The 17,896-nt window shown below is 73.4% G+C and carries 20 protein-coding genes; 9 read left to right on the forward strand and 11 right to left on the reverse strand.

The features are described from left to right. Positions 1-240: 240 nt before the first annotated feature. On the reverse strand, positions 241-882 hold the full coding sequence (locus ACWD1Z_RS25100; RefSeq protein WP_451121831.1) for a uridine kinase: 642 nt from the start codon (positions 880-882) through the stop codon (positions 241-243). A 60-nt stretch (positions 883-942) separates the two neighbouring features. Between ACWD1Z_RS25100 and ACWD1Z_RS25105 the strand changes: the two genes are divergently transcribed. The 3 genes from ACWD1Z_RS25105 to ACWD1Z_RS25115 all read left to right on the forward strand — a co-directional run bounded on the left by ACWD1Z_RS25105 (position 943) and on the right by ACWD1Z_RS25115 (position 4,070). After that, entirely contained in the window at positions 943-1,638 is a 696-nt protein-coding gene (locus tag ACWD1Z_RS25105) for a DUF2293 domain-containing protein (RefSeq protein ID WP_451121832.1), read from the forward strand. A 352-nt stretch (positions 1,639-1,990) separates the two neighbouring features. Continuing rightward, positions 1,991-2,470, forward strand: coding sequence for an anthrone oxygenase family protein (locus tag ACWD1Z_RS25110; RefSeq protein ID WP_451121833.1), 480 nt, complete (start codon positions 1,991-1,993; stop codon positions 2,468-2,470). A 112-nt stretch (positions 2,471-2,582) separates the two neighbouring features. Beyond that, positions 2,583-4,070, forward strand: a complete 1,488-nt coding sequence (locus ACWD1Z_RS25115; RefSeq protein WP_451121834.1) for a glutamate synthase subunit beta — start codon at positions 2,583-2,585, stop codon at positions 4,068-4,070. 187 nt (positions 4,071-4,257) lie between these two features. Here ACWD1Z_RS25115 and ACWD1Z_RS25120 read toward each other — a convergent pair whose 3' ends face one another. Continuing rightward, positions 4,258-4,734: a carboxymuconolactone decarboxylase family protein gene (locus ACWD1Z_RS25120; protein ID WP_451121835.1), complete on the reverse strand. Its 477-nt coding sequence runs from the start codon at positions 4,732-4,734 to the stop codon at positions 4,258-4,260. 46 nt (positions 4,735-4,780) lie between these two features. Here ACWD1Z_RS25120 and pdxR point away from each other — a divergent pair, with 46 nt between their 5' ends. Beyond that, entirely contained in the window at positions 4,781-6,202 is a 1,422-nt protein-coding gene (pdxR, locus tag ACWD1Z_RS25125) for a MocR-like pyridoxine biosynthesis transcription factor PdxR (protein WP_451121836.1), read from the forward strand. Positions 6,203-6,309: 107 nt separating this feature from the next. Here the strand turns inward: pdxR and ACWD1Z_RS25130 are convergent, their stop codons facing one another. Together ACWD1Z_RS25130 and ACWD1Z_RS25135 are read right to left on the reverse strand one after the other, a co-directional pair. Beyond that, positions 6,310-6,564 (reverse strand): DUF397 domain-containing protein, encoded by a 255-nt coding sequence (locus tag ACWD1Z_RS25130; RefSeq protein WP_250070493.1) that lies wholly within the window; start codon positions 6,562-6,564, stop codon positions 6,310-6,312. After that, complete coding sequence (locus ACWD1Z_RS25135) at positions 6,565-7,425, reverse strand: helix-turn-helix domain-containing protein (RefSeq protein ID WP_451121837.1); 861 nt, start codon at positions 7,423-7,425, stop codon at positions 6,565-6,567. A gap of 202 nt (positions 7,426-7,627) precedes the next feature. Between ACWD1Z_RS25135 and ACWD1Z_RS25140 the strand changes: the two genes are divergently transcribed. Both ACWD1Z_RS25140 and ACWD1Z_RS25145 read left to right on the forward strand, forming a co-directional pair. Then, on the forward strand, positions 7,628-8,230 hold the full coding sequence (locus tag ACWD1Z_RS25140; RefSeq protein WP_451121838.1) for an ATP-binding protein: 603 nt from the start codon (positions 7,628-7,630) through the stop codon (positions 8,228-8,230). Next, complete coding sequence (locus ACWD1Z_RS25145; RefSeq protein ID WP_451121839.1) at positions 8,227-8,655, forward strand: hypothetical protein; 429 nt, start codon at positions 8,227-8,229, stop codon at positions 8,653-8,655. The genes ACWD1Z_RS25140 and ACWD1Z_RS25145 overlap by 4 nt, the downstream gene beginning before the upstream one ends. Before the next feature lie 81 nt (positions 8,656-8,736). Here ACWD1Z_RS25145 and ACWD1Z_RS25150 read toward each other — a convergent pair whose 3' ends face one another. From ACWD1Z_RS25150 to ACWD1Z_RS25160, 3 genes are all read right to left on the reverse strand, one after another. Beyond that, positions 8,737-8,919 carry a hypothetical protein gene (locus ACWD1Z_RS25150; RefSeq protein ID WP_250070490.1) on the reverse strand — a complete coding sequence of 61 codons (183 nt, stop codon included), beginning with the start codon at positions 8,917-8,919 and terminating at the stop codon, positions 8,737-8,739. A gap of 155 nt (positions 8,920-9,074) precedes the next feature. Next, positions 9,075-9,764, reverse strand: a complete 690-nt coding sequence (locus tag ACWD1Z_RS25155) for a DUF899 domain-containing protein (RefSeq protein WP_451121840.1) — start codon at positions 9,762-9,764, stop codon at positions 9,075-9,077. 109 nt (positions 9,765-9,873) lie between these two features. Beyond that, complete coding sequence (locus ACWD1Z_RS25160; protein WP_451121841.1) at positions 9,874-11,217, reverse strand: amidohydrolase; 1,344 nt, start codon at positions 11,215-11,217, stop codon at positions 9,874-9,876. 138 nt (positions 11,218-11,355) lie between these two features. Between ACWD1Z_RS25160 and ACWD1Z_RS25165 the strand changes: the two genes are divergently transcribed. Next, entirely contained in the window at positions 11,356-12,294 is a 939-nt protein-coding gene (locus ACWD1Z_RS25165) for an endonuclease/exonuclease/phosphatase family protein (RefSeq protein ID WP_451121842.1), read from the forward strand. Positions 12,295-12,661: 367 nt separating this feature from the next. Here the strand turns inward: ACWD1Z_RS25165 and ACWD1Z_RS25170 are convergent, their stop codons facing one another. The 3 genes from ACWD1Z_RS25170 to ACWD1Z_RS25180 all read right to left on the reverse strand — a co-directional run bounded on the left by ACWD1Z_RS25170 (position 12,662) and on the right by ACWD1Z_RS25180 (position 16,114). Next, a complete protein-coding gene (locus tag ACWD1Z_RS25170; protein WP_451121843.1) occupies positions 12,662-14,806 on the reverse strand; it encodes an FUSC family protein in 2,145 nt (714 codons plus the stop codon). Positions 14,807-14,962: 156 nt separating this feature from the next. Continuing rightward, complete coding sequence (locus tag ACWD1Z_RS25175) at positions 14,963-15,724, reverse strand: nucleotidyltransferase domain-containing protein (protein WP_451121844.1); 762 nt, start codon at positions 15,722-15,724, stop codon at positions 14,963-14,965. Positions 15,725-15,730: 6 nt separating this feature from the next. After that, complete coding sequence (locus tag ACWD1Z_RS25180) at positions 15,731-16,114, reverse strand: hypothetical protein (RefSeq protein ID WP_451121845.1); 384 nt, start codon at positions 16,112-16,114, stop codon at positions 15,731-15,733. Positions 16,115-16,288: 174 nt separating this feature from the next. Here ACWD1Z_RS25180 and ACWD1Z_RS25185 point away from each other — a divergent pair, with 174 nt between their 5' ends. Both ACWD1Z_RS25185 and ACWD1Z_RS25190 read left to right on the forward strand, forming a co-directional pair. Beyond that, on the forward strand, positions 16,289-16,699 hold the full coding sequence (locus tag ACWD1Z_RS25185) for a RidA family protein (RefSeq protein WP_451121846.1): 411 nt from the start codon (positions 16,289-16,291) through the stop codon (positions 16,697-16,699). Continuing rightward, positions 16,696-17,214, forward strand: a complete 519-nt coding sequence (locus ACWD1Z_RS25190; protein ID WP_451121847.1) for an N-acetyltransferase family protein — start codon at positions 16,696-16,698, stop codon at positions 17,212-17,214. The genes ACWD1Z_RS25185 and ACWD1Z_RS25190 overlap by 4 nt, the downstream gene beginning before the upstream one ends. On the opposite strand, the gene ACWD1Z_RS25195 is transcribed toward ACWD1Z_RS25190, so the two are convergent. Beyond that, positions 17,156-17,839: a uracil-DNA glycosylase gene (locus ACWD1Z_RS25195; RefSeq protein ID WP_451121848.1), complete on the reverse strand. Its 684-nt coding sequence runs from the start codon at positions 17,837-17,839 to the stop codon at positions 17,156-17,158. The two genes, ACWD1Z_RS25190 and ACWD1Z_RS25195, sit on opposite strands and share 59 nt — an antisense overlap. Positions 17,840-17,896 lie beyond the last annotated feature (57 nt).

Raw genomic sequence — 17,896 nt, forward strand, 5'->3', positions numbered from 1 at the left:
CCTCCCTGTGCCGGACGGCCGGCGCGGCGCAGGGCGCACCGCTAGTCCCGGCGCCCTACATTCTCGCCGTCCCGGACAGCGCCCGCACCTTCACCGCCGGAACCCCGGCGGGGCCCGCCGATCAGCCGCTCGGTCCGGGTGCCGGGCCCACCGGTCGACCGCCGATCAGCCGCTCGGTCCGGGTGCCGGGTCCGCCGATCACCCTGCGATCAGCCGCTCGGCCCGGGGCGGGCCCGCCGATCAGCCGTTCCAGGCCGGGTGGCGGGGGTCGTCGGCGCGGACCAGGACGTCGGCGGTGGCGGCCGGGTCGGTCTCGTCCTCGTAGCGCGCGAAGGCGGGGAGGGTCCAGTGGTCGGGTTCGGGGGTATGGCGGCGCAGGGCGGCCGGGGAGAGGAGGACGTGGACGGAGAGGTCGAAGGGGAACCAGTGCCGCAGCAGCAGGGGGCCGTGCAGCAACAGCACACCGCCGGGCGGGAGTCGGACGTAAGGGCTGCGGGTGGCCCGGTCGGTGACCGGGTCCCACAGGTCGGGCAGGACGCGGCCGTCGCCACCGGGTTCGAGGGGGCCGAAGACCTCGCGCCACAGGGCGCCGGTGTCCAACCAGCCGTCGTAGTAGGCCTCCACGTCCCGGCGGCCGTGTTCCAGCCGGAGGGAGGCGGGGCGCAGAAAGCCCTCGGCGCCGACGACCAGCGAGGGACGGCCGCGGGTGCGCAGGGCTTCGGCGACGCGTTCCGCGAGGTCCCCCGGGCGGGCCGCGGGGGCGCCGTCGAGGGCGATGCGCGGCCAGGGGGCGCCGTCGGCGGGCTTCAGGTCGAGCAGCCGGTCGGCGAGCAGGTCGCCGAGCCGTTCCCAGGTGATCGCTTCGAGTCGCACAGGGCCCATGATGCGTCAGGGGCCGGGAGGAGGGTGGTGTCGGTCCACGTCGGGGGGAAGGAACCGCGTATGGAGCACCTGGCAACTCCCCCGCACCGCGGCGGACTTCTCGTGATCCAGCCGCTCCGGCGGCGGCACTGCGCGGAGTGCCGGGGCGGGCCGCTGTCGCTGCTCGTGCTGGAGGACGGGACGCCCCGGTGTCTCGGCTGCGCGGACCTCGGGCATCTGGTCTTCGTGCCGCGTGGCGACACCGCGCTGACCCGCAGGTCCCGGCAGGAGAGCGGCCTGTCGGCGGTGGTGGTGCGGTTCAACCGGCGCAAGGGCCGCTATGAGCGGCAGGGCGTTCTCGTCGAGGAGGCGGGGCTGGCCCGGGCCGAGGAGCGGTGCCTCGCGGACGCGGAGGCCAGGCGGCGCCGACGGCAGCGGGACGCGCGGCGGAGGGAGGCCGAGGACGGGCGGTTCGCGGAGGCGTTCGCGGCGGAGATCCGGCGGCTGTTCCCGGGGTGCCCGCCGGAGCGGGCGGCCGCGACCGCCGCGCACGCCTCGGCGCGGGGCAGCGGGCGGGTGGGCCGGAGCGCGGCGGGGCGGGCGCTGTCCGAGGGGGCGGTGATCTCGGCGGTGGTGGCGTCCGTGCGGCACACGGACACGTCGTACGACCAGTTGCTGATGAGCGGGGTGCCGCGGCGCGAGGCCCGGCGGCGGATCGCGGCGGCGGTGGAGACCGTACTGAGGGAGTGGCGCGAGCCGGCGGCGGAGGCGGGCTGACCGGGCCACCCGGACACCGGCCCGGCACCCGGACGCCGGCCCGGCCGAAGCCCTGCCCGGCCCACCCGGAAACCCGCCCGACCCACCTAAAGCCCTACCCGACCCACCCGGAAACCCGCCCGGCCCACCCGGAGCCCTGACGGCCCGCCCGGAGCCCAGCCCGCCTGCCCAGAGCCCTGACGGCCTGCCCGCAGCCCTGCCCGCCTGCCCGCAGCCCCAGCCCGCCCCCCTCTGGACGCTCGCGTATGCCCTCGCGGCACTCGGCCATGGGATCCGTCGGCGCGGCGGATTTCACTTGTGGTGACGGGCGGTGCCGGGGATGATCCCGGCGGGACTGGGGAGTTGACGTCGCATGATCGAGGGACCGTTTTTCGTACTGACCGTGCTGGGCGTGCTGGGGACCGGCCTGGTGGCCGGGGCGTTCTGCGCGTTCTCCGCCTTCGTGATGAAGGGGCTCGCCGCGCTGCCGCCCGCGCAGGGCGTCGCGGCGATGCAGGCGATCAACGTGGCAGCGGTGACCCCCGCCTTCATGACCGTGTTCATCGGCTCGGCGGCCCTGTGCGCCGTGCTCGCCGTGGTGACGTTCGTGGTGTGGCCGGACGAGGGGACGGTGGAGCTGCTGCTGGGCAGCGCGTTGTACCTGTTCGGCTCGTTCGGGGTGACCGTCCTCGCCAACGTGCCCCGCAATGACGCGCTGACGAAGGTGGAGGCGGGCACCCGCGAGGCCGCCACGTACTGGACCGCGTACGTGCGGGAGTGGACGGCCTGGAACCACGTCCGCACGGTCGCCTCGGCCGCCGCCACGATCTGCTACGTCCTGGCCCTCACCTGAGCGAAAACGCCACGGGCTCAGCGAAAGCGCAAGGGGCTACCGAGACGTATCGTGGCCGGAAGAGTGCCGACCGATGACGTACGGCCCCGCTCCGCACGCGAGGGAGACGGCCATGGCCGATCCCAAGGGATTCATGACCACACCCCGCCAGGACTGGCCCCGCCGGCCGGTCGAGGAGCGGGTCCGGGACTGGGACGAGGTGTACGTCCCCGGCGCGCTGCTGCCCATCGTCAGCAAGCAGGCCGACCGGTGCATGGACTGCGGAATCCCGTTCTGCCACGACGCCTGTCCGCTGGGCAATCTGATCCCGGAGTGGAACGACCTGGTGTCGAGGGAGGACTGGCGGGCGGCCGCCGACCGGCTGCACGCCACCAACAACTTCCCCGAGTTCACCGGCCGGTTGTGCCCGGCGCCCTGCGAGGCGGGGTGTGTGCTCGCCATCAACCAGCCCGCGGTCACCATCAAGAACGTCGAGTGCGCGATCGCCGACCGCGCCTGGGAACTGGGGTTCGCCCCGCCCCGGCCGCCGGACCGGCTGTCGGGACGGACGGTCGCGGTGATCGGGTCGGGGCCCACGGGGCTCGCGGCGGCGCAGCAGCTGACCCGGGCCGGGCACACGGTCGTCGTGTACGAGAAGGACGACCGCATCGGCGGGCTGATGCGGTACGGCATCCCCGAGTTCAAGATGGAGAAAGCCCGACTGGAGCGCCGTATCGAACAGATGCGCGCCGAGGGGACCCGGTTCCGTACCTCCACGGCGGTCGGGCGGGACGTCGGGGCGGACGAACTGCGCACCCGCCACGACGCCGTGGTGATCGCCACCGGTGCGACCGCGTGGCGTGAACTGGACGTGCCCGGGCGGGAGCTGGCCGGGATCCAGCAGGCCATGGAGTATCTGCCGCTGGCCAACCGGGTGTGCGAGGGCGACCTTCCGGCATCGCCGATGTCCGCCGCCGGGAAGCACGTCGTGATCGTCGGCGGCGGGGACACCGGCGCCGACTGCCTGGGCACGGCGGTACGGGAGGGCGCCGCCTCGGTGACCCAGCTCGACATCTACGCCCAGCCCGGCGCCGAGCGCGACGACGACACCGAGCCCTGGCCGACGTATCCGAGGATCTACCGGCTCTCGGCGGCCCACGAGGAGGCCGGGGAGCTGCGGACCGCCCCGGCGGCGGACGCGGACGCGCGACTGTTCGCGGCGTCGACGCTCCGCTTCACGGGGGACGCGGAGGGGCGGGTACGGTCCCTGCACCTGGCCGAGGTCGACTCGGGCCGTCGGCCGGTGCCGGGCACCGGGCGGGCCATTCCGGCCGATCTGGTCCTGCTCGCGCTCGGCTTCTCGGGGCCCGACCGGGAGGACGGGCTGATCGGGCAGCTGGGTCTTGAGCTGGAGCCGCGCGGCACGATCGCGCGGGACGCCGGCTTCGCCACCGCCGTCCCCGGGGTGTTCGCCGCCGGGGACGCCGCCCGGGGCCAGTCGCTGATCGTGTGGGCGATCGCGGAGGGGCGGGCGGTCGCCGCGGCGGTGGACCGGTATCTGACGGGGAGTTCGCGGCTGCCGGCGCCGATCTCCCCGTACGACCGCCCGATGACCGTGTAAGGCCCCGCATATCGGCGCCGCACGACCGCCCGATGCCCGTCCAGGCCCCACATCGAGCCGCACGACCACCCGATGCCCGTCCAGGCCCCACATCGACGCCGCACGACCACCCAATGCCCCTCCAGGCCCCACATCGACGCCGCACGACCACCCGACGGCCGTGCAGGCCCCGCATCGGGGCGGGCGCCTACCGCTCGTCCGTCCCCGCGACCTTTCCCGTGGCCAGCGCCACGCGGTTCCAGGTGTTGATCGTGAAGATGAGGGCCAGCACTCGGGCCAGCTCCTCCTCGTCGAAGTGGGCCGCGGCCTCGGCGTAGACGGCGTCCGGGACACCGCCCTCGGAGACCAGCGTCACCGCCTCCGTCAGGGCCAGCGCCGCCTGCTCGCGCTCGGAGAAGAAGTGCCGGGCCTCCCGCCAGACCGCCACCATGTGCAGCCGGTCCTCGCTCTCGCCGGCCTTGCGGGCGTCGTTGGTGTGCATGTGCAGGCAGTACGCGCAGTTGTTGAGCAGCGAGGCACGGATCTGGACCAGTTCGACGAGCGTCGGGTCCAGGCCCTCGCGGGCGGCGGCGTCGAAGCCGACGAGGGCGCGGAAGGCCTTCGAGGCGGTCCGGGCGAAGTTGATGCGGGGCGTGTCGGTGTTGACCGGCGTGTTCGTCGTCATGCCGTCAACCTACGGCCCGGAAAGACCCCCTGTAGGGTGCATTTTCGTGTCCGAATCATGGGTCAATTCCGCCGAGCGGATCGGCGCCGACCTGCATCTGGAGCTGTCCGGCCCCGGCGGCAGACGGGCCGCCCTCATCCGTGCCCTGCGCGACGCCGTCCGCGGTGGCCGGCTCGCCCCCGGCACCCGGCTCCCGCCGTACCGGTCACTCGCCGCCGACCTGGGTGTCGCCCGGAACACCGTGGCCGACGCGTACGCGGAGCTCGTCGCCGAGGGCTGGCTCACCGCGCGTCAGGGCTCGGGCACGCGGGTCGCCGAACGGGCCGAACCGCCGCGACACGCCGTGAAACCTCCGCTAAGGACCCCTCCACGCGCGCGTGGCCCCCGCCACGACCTGCGCCAGGCCACCCCGGACGTGTCGGGCTTCCCGCGCGCGGACTGGCTCGCCTCCTACCGGCGGGCCGTGCAGCAGGCGCCCAACGAGGTGTTCGGGCCCGGCGATCCGGCCGGCCGGGTCGAGCTGCGGGAAGCGCTGGCGGAGTACCTCGCACGCGCGCGTGGCGTCCGCTGCGATCCGGACCGGATCGTGATCTGCTCCGGCTTCGCCCACGCGCTGCGGCTCCTCGTCGAGGGGCGGGTGCTGCGCGGTGCGCTGGCCGTGGAGGCGTACGGGCTGCCCTTCCACCGGGAGCTGCTGACCGGTGCCGGGGTGCGGACCGTGCCGCTGCCTCTCGACGAGGACGGCGCCCGGGTCGACCGGCTCACCCGCGAGCGCGGCGTCCTGCTCACGCCCGCGCACCAGTTCCCGACCGGCGGGCCGCTGCACACCGACCGCCGCGCCGCGGTGATCGACTGGGCACGCGCGCGTGGCGCGGTGATCGTGGAGGACGACTACGACGGGGAGTTCCGCTACGACCGCAAGCCCGTCGGCGCCGTGCAGGGGCTCGACCCGGAGCGGGTGATCTTCGTCGGGTCGGTCAGCAAGAGCCTGTCCCCGGCGGTCCGCCTGGGCTGGATGGTGCTGCCCGGCGAGTACGTCGAGGGTGTGCTCGCGGCCAAGGGCGAGCGGGAGGGCTGGGCGAGCGTGCTCGACCAGCTCTGCCTCGCCGACTTCCTCACGCGGGGGTCCTACGACCGTCATGTGCGGCGCATGCGGCAGCGGTACCGGAGCCGCCGGGACCGGCTGGTCGCCGCGCTCGCCGCTCGGGCGCCGCACATCGAGGTCACCGGGGTGGCGGCCGGGCTGCACGCGGTGCTGCGGCTGCCGCCGGGGTCCGAGGCGGCCACCGTCGAGCGGGCCGGGCGGCTCGGCGTGGCCCTCGACGGGCTCGCCGCGTTCCGGCATCCGGGAGCCGCGGAGACGGCCGTACCGGCCCATGACGGGCTGGTCGTCGGCTATGCCACGCCCTCCGAGCACGCCTACACGGCTGCTCTGGACGCCCTCTGTGCGGCGTTTCCGGATCGGTGAATCTCCTCCCGCGTGTCCAGCAGGGCTGCTTTTCGGTCAATCAGCAATGCAGCACAGCAACTCAGTGTCTTAGCAAGGCGACCGGCACACCCGATGAAGGGACTGCCTCAGGAGATCAGGAAGTCCGCCACCCCCGCCTTGGCGCCTTCGATGAATGCCGTCATCTCGTCGGTGGTGTAGATCAGCGCCGGCCCGTCCGGGTCGGTCGACTGACGGACGGCGATCCGTCCGTCGGCAAGCTTCATCGCCTCCAGGCAGTTGCCGCCGTTACCGCCGCTCCACGGCTTGTGCCAGCCCTCGCTGCCCAACTCCCGCGCGGGCATGCCGTTGTAGACGGGTATCCGCGGCTTGATGCGATCCATTCACAGCTCCTTGCGGAGATCCCGGAGAATCTCCTTCGTGCGATGCGCCGTAGCGGCCTGCGCCGCCATGCGGTCCATGACCTCCAGGTGGGTCGCCACCTCGGGGCGCGCGTCCAGGTAGACGGCGCCGGTCAGGTACTCGCTGTAGACCATGTCCGGCAGTTCTGACATGGCAAATCGGAACAGCACGAACGGCCCGTACGTGCCCGGGTGCGGCCCGCTCTCGAACGGGGCGACCTGCAGCGTCACGTTGGGCAGCTTCGTCATCTCGAGCAGCCGGTCGATCTGGGCACGCATCACCTCCGGGCCGCCGACCTGGCGGCGCAGCACGGTCTCGTCCATGACCACCCACATGCGGGGGGCGTCGGGCCGGGTGAGCAGATCCTGGCGTTGCATGCGCAGCGCCACATGGCGTTCGATGTCGTCGGGCTTGGTCTGGCCGATGGCGCCCGAGCGCAGCACCCCGCGCGCGTAGTCCTCGGTCTGCATCAGGCCGGGCACGAAGTGGGGCTCGTACGACCGGATGAGGCTCGCGGCCCCCTCCAGGCTGACGTACATCGAGAACCAGCCCGGCAGGATGTCGTGGAACCGCTGCCACCAGCCGGGTTTGTTGGCGTCCTCGGCGAGCTGCACGAAGGCCGCGGCCTCCTCGTCACCGACCCCGTAGGCCTTCAGCAGCAGCTGGAGGTACGGGATCTTGAGGGCGACCTCGGCCATCTCCATCCGGCGGACGGTGGCGGGGGCGACACGCAGGACGCGGGCGGCCTCCTCGCGCTTGAGCCCGGCGCGTTCCCGCAGGTCCAGCAGGCGCCGGCCGAGGACGACCTGGCCGACCGTCGGCGCGGACCGCGGCTCGCTCACGCTCCCACCTCCACCAATGAATCCTGACAGCCCTGCGGCGCCATTCGAAGACCTATTCGAAGATCTGGACAGACCTCCGGCGATCCCAATTGGCGCCGCTCGACATGCTGTTGCGAGCAGTGTGCCACGGCCATCCACCGCGTCACACAGCACTCTGCATTTTTCAGAGTGACACTTGCCAAGTGTTCACGGCGGGGCGATAGTGGCAAGCGTGATTCCGTCCGCGCCCTTAGGAACAGACGCCGCCGCAGGCCTGCTCGGCCTCGGTGCCGCCACGGCGGTAGGCCCTCAGCCGGGCCCCGCCGAGCGCCGGTTCCGTTTCGAGCTGGCCGCACATCCGGGTTCCCCCGCGCAGGCCAGACGCCTGACGAGGGCCCGGCTGACCGGCTGGTCGGTCTGCGAGGACACCTGCGACACGGCGGCCCTGGTGGTCTCCGAACTCGTCACCAACGCCATCGTGCACACGGCGAGCAGGCACGTCGTCTGCGAGCTGCACGACGGCGACGACCTGGTGCGAATAGCCGTGCGCGACCAGGGGTGCGCACCGGGTGAGCCCCACCCGGCGGCGCAGCGCGGCGACGAGGAGCACGGGAGGGGATTGCTCCTCGTCGACGCCCTCTGCCACTCCTGGGGCGTCCATGAGCACGGGCCCGGCCTGCTGGTGTGGGCGGAACTGCCGCGCAAGGCGGAGGCGCCTCGCGAGGACACCGGGCCGCGCAACGACCTGGGCTGGGGGGCCCGGCCCAAGCCGGGCGGCCCCGCCGGGGGATCCGACGGCGAAGACGAGGACGGGGGGCCTGCGTGAGCGTGACGTCCGGCGGCGGTCAGGTACTGAACCTGGACACACTGGTCCGACTTCGCCGCGGGCTCGCGCCGCGGCTCGAGCCGTCGAGGCTGGCGGTACCGGAAGGGATGACCACACCGCTGGGTTTCGACGCGGTGGCCGTACCCGCTCGCCTCGGGCCGCTCATCCTGCCCCGGCTGCCTCAGGTGGGGTGTGTCTACGCCGATGACGCGTACTGGTGGTGGATCGTCCCGTCCGACTCCGACTACGCGCTGGAGTGGCCGGAGCCGTGCCGGTACGCGACGGGCGCGGTGGTTCCGGACGAGGTCCGGCTGATCCACCGGCCGGAGGGGGCGGTGCCCTACACGCCGCCGATCCCGCTGTACCTGGCGCTGTGCCGGCTGACGGGGACCAATCCGCCCTGGGCCCGGCCGGTCAGCGCGTAGCGCTCCGCGGGGAGGCCGGCTTTCGGCTGCCGATACGCCGTGGCTGGTCGCGCAGTCCCCCGCGCCCCTTCGGGGCGCCGCTCAGGCGGCCGCGTCGACGGTCATCTCGCTGCGCACGATCACCAGGAAGGTGTCCGTCGCCAGGTCCATCACGACCTCGGCGTCCAGGCCCTCCCGACGCCGCGCCTGCGCGAACTCCTCCGCCGGCCAGGAGCCTCGCGGACCGCCGGCGGGAAAGCGCTCAAGCACCGTTCGCCTGTTCACCCTGCACCTCCATCTAGCGCTGTACTCGAAGAGTTAAACGCCAACAGCGGGGTGAACGCTTCGCGAAGTGACGGGACTGAGACATTGTTGACACTCGTTCACCACAGAGGGTGAGCGGGGCCCCAGCTTTATGTAGTTTTCGGTTACTTTCCGCCTCAGTCCTCGTACTCATCGTGATAGCGCACGCGTTCACTTCCCGCGGGCGCCCCCAGGGACGACGCACGCCCCTCGGGTTCCTCCCACTCCTCCTGCCGTCCCAGCGCGGTCAGGTCCAGGAAGCTGGTGGTCGAGCCAAGACCGTCCAGCCCGCGCTCGAACGTCGAGTAGGTGTGGAACACCCGGTCGCGGACTCTGAGGAAGCAGCTCACGCCGGGTCGCTCTACGGGTTCCCCGTCTTGCTCCAGGGTCACCTCGAAGTCGCGGTTGAAGTCGTTGCAGTACGACGAGAACCAGGGCAGCGTCCAGCCCATCCGCGCCTTGAACGGCAGGATCCGGGTGTACGGCGCTCTGGAGACCACCACGAACGAGGTGCCGCGGGCCCGCAGATGGGCGAGATGGCCGACCTGGTCCAGGAACGCCGAGCAGCTGCGGCAGCCGGCCTCCCACTCGGGCGCGAACATGAAGTGGTGGACGACGAGTTGGTGCCGTCCCTCGAAGAGATCGAGGAGGGTGGCCTTGCCGTCGCCGCCCTCGAAGACGTACTCCGTGTCGATCTCGACCATGGGCAGCCGACGCCGCTCGGCGTTGAGCGCGTCACGCGCGCGCGTGGCCGCCTTCTCCCTGAGCAGTAACTCCTCGCGTGCCGCGCGCCACTGAGCGCGCGAGACGATCTCCGGAAGCGACATGGGCCCCTCCTGTGCGAACGGTCCGTTCCGAGGGGTGACCGGGGGGAGGAGCGGAACTCATCGCTCGTACCCAAGATTTTTTGGCGGGACCTTTCCGAGGGCCGCGCGTCTAGGTGTCGTACTCCTGGATCCGCCTGCCGTGGCCCCGGTCGAGCAGACCCGGCAGGCGTTCCGTCAACTCCCCCACCACCGCGCCGACATCGAGGGTCAGCAGCTCGCGGTCGCGCATCAGGACACGGCCGTCGACGATCGTGGTGCGTACGTCGGAGGAGCGGGCGCTGTGCACGAGGGTCGCGGCGAGGTCGTGGACGGGCTGGGTGTGCGGGCCGGTCAGGTCGACCAGGACGATGTCCGCCCGGCGGCCGGGGGCGAGGCTGCCGATCCGGTCGCCGAGTCCGACGGCCCGCGCGCTCTGCAGGGTCGCGTGGTGCAGGGCTTGACGGGACGTCAGCCAGCGGGGGTCACCGGTCGTCGACTTCTGGATGAGCGCGGTGAGTGCCATCGACTCCCAGACGTCGAGGGAGTTGTTGGAGGCGGCGCCGTCCGTGGCGAGTCCGACGGGGACGCCGATCTCGCGCAGGGCGCGCACCGGGGTGGTGGTGGGCCAGCCGAACTTGAGGTAGCCGCGGGGAGCGGTGGCGACGGACACCTGGCCGCCGGCCTCCGCGAGAAGGGGCAGGTCGGCGTCCAGGATGCCGGTTCCGTGGGCGATCAGGACGTCGGTGTCGAGGATCCCGGTGCGGCGGAGGACCTCGATGGGTGTGACTCCGTGCCGGGCCAGGCTCGCCTCGGTCTGGTCGCGGTTCTCGGCGGCGTGCAGATGGACGGGGAGGTGGTGTTCGCGGGCGAGTGCGGCGGTGGCGGCGAGATCGGCGTCGGTGACGGTGTAGGGGGCGTGCGGGGCGAGGGCGGTGGTGATACGGCCGCCCCGGTGCCGGAGGGCGAACTCCAGTGAGCGTTCCCGGCCTTGCGGGCCCTGGGAGGAGAAGAAGGCCTCGCCGAGATGGGCCCGCAGGCCGCACTCCTCGATGACCCGGGCGACGGTGTCCATGGCGAAGTAGTGGTCGGCGAAGCAGGTCACTCCCCCGCGGATCATCTCGGCGCAGGCGAGCCGCGCCCCCAGCTCCACGTCCCTTCTCGTGAGGTTGGACTCGACGGGCCAGACGACGTCGTTGAACCACTGCTCGGTGGGCAGGTCCTCCGCGACCCCGCGCAGCGCGACCATCGGGGCGTGGGTGTGGCAGTTGACGAGCCCCGGCAGGGCGACCTGACCACGGCCGTCGAGCCGCTCCACGGCAGGCAGGTCCACCACCTCCGCGGCACCCGTGACGGCCTCGATCACCCCGTCCCGTACGACGATCGCGGCGTCCTCCTCGAAGCGGATCCGCTCTTGATCGTCGTGCAGCAGGACGGTGCATCCGGTGATGATGAGCTCGGCGACGGTCGACGTCATGCCGCCAACGTACGACGGCGTACACGCCCGGTGTGACCCGGACCGCGCATGTCGCCGCAGCTCTGTCGCGAACCGCACCGGGCGAGCACCCTGGCCTCACCACCGCCCACCGCAACGGCTTCCGGAAAGGGGCCCGGCATGCTCCTCGGCACCTGGAACCTGGAGAACCTCTTCCTGCCCGGTGGCCCGTCCGGCCCCAAGGACAAGGCCGCCTACGAGGCGAAACTGGCCGCCCTGGCCGCCGTGATCACGGAACTCGGCCCGACGCTGCTCGGCGTGCAGGAGGTCGGCGATCCGGCGGCGCTCGGCGATCTGGCCGACAGGGTGGGCGGCGACTGGCACACCGCGCTCTCGGAGCATCCCGACGGCCGGGGAATCCGGGTCGGCTTCCTCAGCAGGGTGCCGCTGCGGGTGCTGGCCGACACGACGGCGTTCCCGCGGAAGCTGCGGCCCGTGCAGGTGGACGACACGGGCGGGGACACCGCGGTGGCGGGGCGGGGCTTCCTCGCGGTGGAAGCGGGGCCGTTGCGCGCCGCGGTCTGCCACCTGAAGTCGAAGCTGCTGAGCTACCCCGGGAACCGTTTCCAGCCGCGGGACGAGGGTGAGCGGGCGCGTTTCGGGGCGTACGCGCTCTACCGCCGGGCGGCGGAGGCGGCGGCGCTGCGGGCACTCGCGGACGAGTTGCTGGCGGGCGCGGGCCAGGAGCGGGACGTGGCGGTCGTCGGCGACCTGAACGACGAGGTCCAGGCGGCCACGACCCAGATGCTGCTGGGCCCGCCCGGCTCGGAGATCGGCACGGCGGGCTTCGACACCCCGGACCGGGGCGACGCGGTACGGCTGTGGAACACCGCACCCCTGATCCCCGCCGCCCAGCGCTTCTCCCGCGTCAACTCCGGCCGCCGCGAGCTGATCGACCACGTCCTGCTGAGCCACCGCCTGGTCCACCGCGTGACGGAGTCCGGCACGGGCCTCCCCGGCGCGAACGCCCCGCACCTGCCGTCGATCGGCCCGAACCCGACGGACCGCCGGGGAAAGCCCGGCTCGGACCATGCGCCGGTGTGGGCACGGTTCGACTAGCGCGCGTCGGGAATGCGAGCGGGTTCGGTTCGGCTAGCGGGCGTCGGGGATGCGAGCGGGTTCGGGTTCGGCTAGCGGGCGTCGGGGATGCGAGCGGGCTCGGCTTCGGCTAGCGCGCGTCGGAGTGCGGGCGAGCTTCGGCCTGCGCCCACCGGCGCGTGCGGCTCGGTTCAGCTGACGCGCGCCGGGAGTGGGGGCCTGCTTCGGCTGCGCGCACCGGATGTGCGGGCGCGGGTCAGCCGGCGCGCACCGGGTGTGCGGGCGCGGGTCAGCCGGCGCGTATCGGGGACGGCGCGTCGGTCTGCCTGCGCGCACCGGGGGCACGGGCTCGGGTCAGTCGGCGCGCGTCCTCGGTGCCGGGTGCGGATCAGCCCGCGCGGCGGAGTGCGGCCAGTTCGTCCACCGCTCCGGTGAGCTGCCGCTCGTACCGGGAGGTGAGGCGGCCGGAGTCGTCGAGATGGACGGCACAGGCGGTGGTGGTGTCCACGAGCCGCTCCAGAGCACCGGCCACCTCCTCGGTCCCCTCCGCGTGCCGGGCGAGCGGCGGAAGCTCGGCGGCGGCGAGGGAGATGGCGGCCCGGGCCTCGGCGAGCGTGCGGTAGGCCTCGCGGCGGAGGGTCCAACGGGTGACCCGGGGATCGCCACCGACCCGGCTGCCGCCGCCGGCCGCGCCGTCCATGCCACGCCCCGCTCGACCGCCCCCGCCGCCCGCTCCATCAACCCCGCCATTCCCCCAACCAACCCCGCCATCCCCCCGACCGACCCCGCCGCCCGCTCCACCGACCCCGCCATCCCCCCAACCAACCCCGCCATCCCCCCGACCGACCCCGCCGCCCGCTCCACCGACCCCGCCATCCCTCCAACCAACCCCACCGTCCGCCCCACCAACCCCACCGTCCGCCCCACCAACCCCACCGTCCGCCCCACCGGCCCCACCGTCCGCCCCACCGGCCTTGCCATCCGCCTCCCGCAGCACATGCGCGAGATAGGCCCGCGCCGCGTTCTCCGCCGCCCCGAGCCGCGCCTGCACTCCCCCGCCCCGCTGCCCGGGCATCGGCAGATGTCCTACGACCAGCACGATCGCGCAGGCCAGCAGGGTCTCCCCGATGCGGCCGGCGGAGGCCTGCGGTTCGCCCCCGACCATCACCAGCGCGAGGACGAGCAGCGTGACGACCGCGGTCTGGGCGGCGAAGTGCCGGGTGGCGACGGGAATGAGCGCACCGCACACCGCGACCAGCGCGACGAGCCCTTCCGGCCGGGGCAGCACGGCGGCGAACCCGGCGAAGAGCAGCGCCCCCAGTACGGTCCCGGCCGCCCGGCACAGCACCCGGGACACCAGCGGCCCGAGATCGGGCTTGACCAGGAAGACGGCGGTGGCGGGCAGCCAGTACCAGTGCGTGTGCGGCCCGTACCAGTGGGAGTGGTGCAGGCCCTGCGCGACGGCGACGCCGGCCCCGAAGCAGAGGGCGACCCGAAGGCCGTACTCCCGCCCACCGGCGCCGAGGACGCTGCGGACCAGGGAGGACAGGGACCGCCGCCGGGTGTGCAGATCCGCGCCGCCTTCGCCCCGGTCGAAGGTCTCGGCGGCACGCAGCAGGGCGTCGTCGAGGGCGCGCAGGGCGGGCCCGCTCCGGGACGGCGCGGGCAGTGGTCCGGTGGCCGTGTTGGCGCGTACGGCGGAGGCGAGGCGCCGGGGCCCTTCCGCGGCCCGCGCCGGTACCGCCTCCCCGGCCCAGGCGAGCGCCGTGGCGGCCTCGGCGAGCGGAAGGGCGGCGGCGTACTGCGCACGCAGGCGCCGCTCGGCGGAGGAGGAGGCGTACCGCCGCAGCCGGGGCCCGGCGAGGGCGTCCTGCGCGTGATCGAGCGCCGCGGTGAGCGAGGCGCGCCGCGCGTTGGCCCGGTCGGTACCGGCGCTATCGAGGAGAGCGGCGATGGCGTCGTAGACGGACGCGACGGCGGCCCGCTCCCCGTCGAACCGGAAGTCGCCGGCGAAGGATCCGGGACCGGGCAGCACGAGCCGCAGCACCAGCAGCCACCCGGCCCCGCACAGAAAGGCGAGCGCCCGCTGCCATCCCGGCTCCGGCAACGGCATCCCGGCGCCGATCGCGGAAGCGACGAGCAACTGGGTCCCCGCACCGGAGGCCACGGGCCCGACGGCACTGACGGCGCCGGCGAGCAGCCCGACGAGGGTGAGCAGCAGCGTGAGCCCGACGGCCCCCAGGCGCTCCCCGCCGTACGTGCCGACCAGCAGCCCGGCGGCCCCCGCGACCGCGGGCACCCCCATCCGCCTGACGGCCGCCCGCCGGCTCCCGGGCCGGTCGTTGATCCCGGCGAGCATGGCGGCGATCGCGGCCACCACCCCGACGGAAGCCTGACCGGCGAGAACGGCCCCGCACAGCAACGGCCCGGCCGCCAGCCCGCCCCGCCCGACAGCACTCCAGGGAACGGGCCCCCGCTGAGCACGAAGAGCATGAGCAAGCCAGGGCGGCAGGGCGAAAACGGGGCGGGACACGGGGCTCCTGTCCGGACGAGGGCGGGGTGTGCCTTCGGGCGACGGTGGCCGGGCTTTCTGGTGTGCCCCGACGGTAGACCGGAAAGCCGGAGGTTGAGCAACGGGTGTATTACCCCCGCGTGACAATGCTTGGTGACGCCATGTTCTTTATGAACGCTATCGTTCCCGGCTCGCCTCTTCGAACAGCGCCTGGGCCCGGTGGATCGCCTGGATCAGGGCCTCCGGGTCCGGTGCGGCAGGGAGCGACGCGAGGACGTCGTCCAGGGTGCGCAGTCCCGCCCGCTCCAGCAGCCACTTCTCATTGGTCACCCACTCCCCCCGCGCCGCCAGCACCCCGTGTCCCGTCTGGACGGCGGCGGTGGCGAGGGCACCGGCCACCTCGGTGAGGCGGCCCGCCGGCGCGTGGTTCGCCTCGGCGTAGGCCAGGGTCGCGCGGGCCGTGCCGTACCAGCGCTCGCTCGCCGTACGCCGCAGCTTCGCCGGATAGCCCGCCGGGCGCGGGAGCTCACCGCGCAGCACCCGGTTGATCGCCAGCTCCGCCACCACCAAGTAGCTGGGAATCCCGGCCAGATGGAACAGCAGCGGTTCCACCCGGAAGCGCCCCCGCTCCGCCTCCGCGAGTTCGTGTTCCACGACGTCCAGGTCCCGGTAGTGCACGTCCACGCGGTGGCCGTCGATCGTCAGCCAGGCGCCGCCGTTGAAGACGCCGCCGCCCCAGTCGCCGATCTCCGACACCTCGCCCTCCCAGCCCACCGCGCGCAGGTCGGCCGGGTCGAAGGGACCCCGGTAGTAGATCGCCAAGTCCCAGTCGCTGTCGGGGCGGTGGGTGTGCTGGGCCCGGGATCCGCCCAGGGCCACCGCCCGCACGGTGGGGAGGGCGGCCAGGCGGTCCGCCGTCGACGGGAGAAAGTCGGGCATGGTGGCTCAAGCCTCCCAGAGGTCGCGGTGGCGGTGCCGTGTGGGCGGGTGGTCCAGGGTCTCGGCCACCCTTTCGAGGGTTCCGGCAGACGCGGCTCGCAACTGCTTGACCGCCGTGACGCGGAACGACCTGAGCCCCGCCCGCGCCCGCGACTCGTACGGGCTCACCCCTCGCTCGCCCAGGCCCCGCGGGTACCGGTACGCGGCGAAGCTCCGCAGCAGCGGCCTCGGCCGGGCACGCCGGCCCTCGCGTGCGGCCTGCGCCAACTCCCGCCGGGTGTAGCGGAGTTCGGCGAGCGAGTGACGGGTGCACGGGCCCGCGATGCCCTGGGGCCAGTAGGGCGGGCCGGTGCGCTGGCGGCCCGGGACGTGGTGGACGGTGCGTGACATGGCTGGGCTACAGGGTCGCGGGGGCGGGCGCCGGTGTCGAATGGTTATCCGTCAGTGCGTGGGGGCGCTGGAGCGCCGGAAAATCGGATGCGGTGCCGGGCCCCGCGCCCGAGGATCGGTGGGTTGTCCGCACGCCGCACGCCAGACTCCGCACCGCACCACCCGGGAGCCGCCATGATCCAGCGCGTCACCAACCCCGCCCTCTTCCCACCCCCCACCTACTCCCACGCCTCCGTCGTCGAGGCCGGTACCAGGCTCGCCTTCCTCGCCGGGTCCGTGCCGCTCGATGCCGAGGGGAAGATCGTCGGTGAGGAGGATCCGGTACGGCAGGCCCAGCAGGTGATCGCCAACCTGGAGGCTCAACTGGCTTCTGTCGGAAGCGACTTGACGCACGTGCTGTCGACCGACGTGTACGTCGTCAGCAGTGAGACCTCCGTGCTCTCCTCCGTGTGGGAGGTCGTCGAGGCGTCGGGACTCAGCGCCGGACCGCACTCGTCCACCCTCATCGGGGTCGCCTGCCTCGGCTACACCGGGCAGTTGGTGGAGATCACCGCCACCGCGGTCGTACCGGAGGAAGCCCGGTGATCACCCTGCGCAGGGCCACCGCCGACGACGCCTCCGCCGTGGCCGACGTCTGGCTGCGCTCCTTCGACGCCGCGCTGCCGACCGTCGTGCGGCCGCATTCGGACGACGAAGTGCGCGACTGGATCCGTGAGTTCGTCGTCCCGCGGCAGGAGACGTGGGTCGCCGAGGCCGAGAGCGCGATCGTCGGGATCATGGTCCTGCACGGCGAGCTCCTCTCCCAGCTCTACCTCGCCCCCGACTGGCGCGGCCGCGGCCTCGGCGACCGGTTCGTCCGGCTCGCCAAGGAGCGGAGCCCGCACGGTCTGAACCTCTGGACCTTCCAGATCAACAAGCCCGCCCACCGCTTCTACGAACGCCACGGCTTCGTCGCCACCGAGCACACCGACGGCCGCGACAACGAGGAACACGAGCCGGACGTACGGTACGTGTGGAAGCCCCCGGCCAGGCTTCCGGCGCTCACAGCCCCGCCTCCCGAGCCGCGCTCCGCAGCACCTGGCGCAGCATCTCCGGGGTGAGCCGGCCGGTGAAGGTGTTGCGCTGGCTGACATGGAAGCAGCCGAAGAGGGTGAGACCGTCGAGCGGCACCCGCACCCCGTGCCCGAAGGCCGGCCGGGGCCTCGGGATCGCCCAGCCCGCCGCCGCCAGCGCGGGCAGCGCCGCCTGCCAGCCGAACGCGCCGAGCACCACCACCGACCGCAGCGTCGGCCGCAGCAGCCCCAGCTCCCGCACCAGCCAGGGCCGGCAGGCGTCGCGCTCGCCGGGCGTGGGCTTGTTGGCGGGCGGGGCGCAGTGCACGGGCGAGGTGACCCGGGCGCCGTACAGCTCCAGTCCGTCGTCGGCGGCGACCGCGGTGGGCTGCGAGGCGAGGCCCACGTCGTACAGCGCCTGATAGAGCACGTCCCCGGAGCGGTCGCCGGTGAACATGCGGCCGGTGCGGTTCCCGCCGTGCGCGGCGGGGGCGAGGCCGACGATCAGCAGCCGGGCGTCCGGCGGGCCGAATCCGGGCACCGGGCGGCCCCAGTACGTCTGGTCGGCGAAGGCCGCCCGCTTGGTCCGGGCCACCTCCTCCCGCCAGGCGACCAGCCGAGGACAGGCCCGACAGCCCGCGATCCGTCGGTCCAGTTCCACGAGGGCGTCCATGGCTCCACCGTAAGCCCGCCGAAAAGGCCAGGTCGGCCCCGCCGGTCAGCGGCTAAG

This window comes from Streptomyces sp. NPDC002784 (assembly GCF_053592135.1).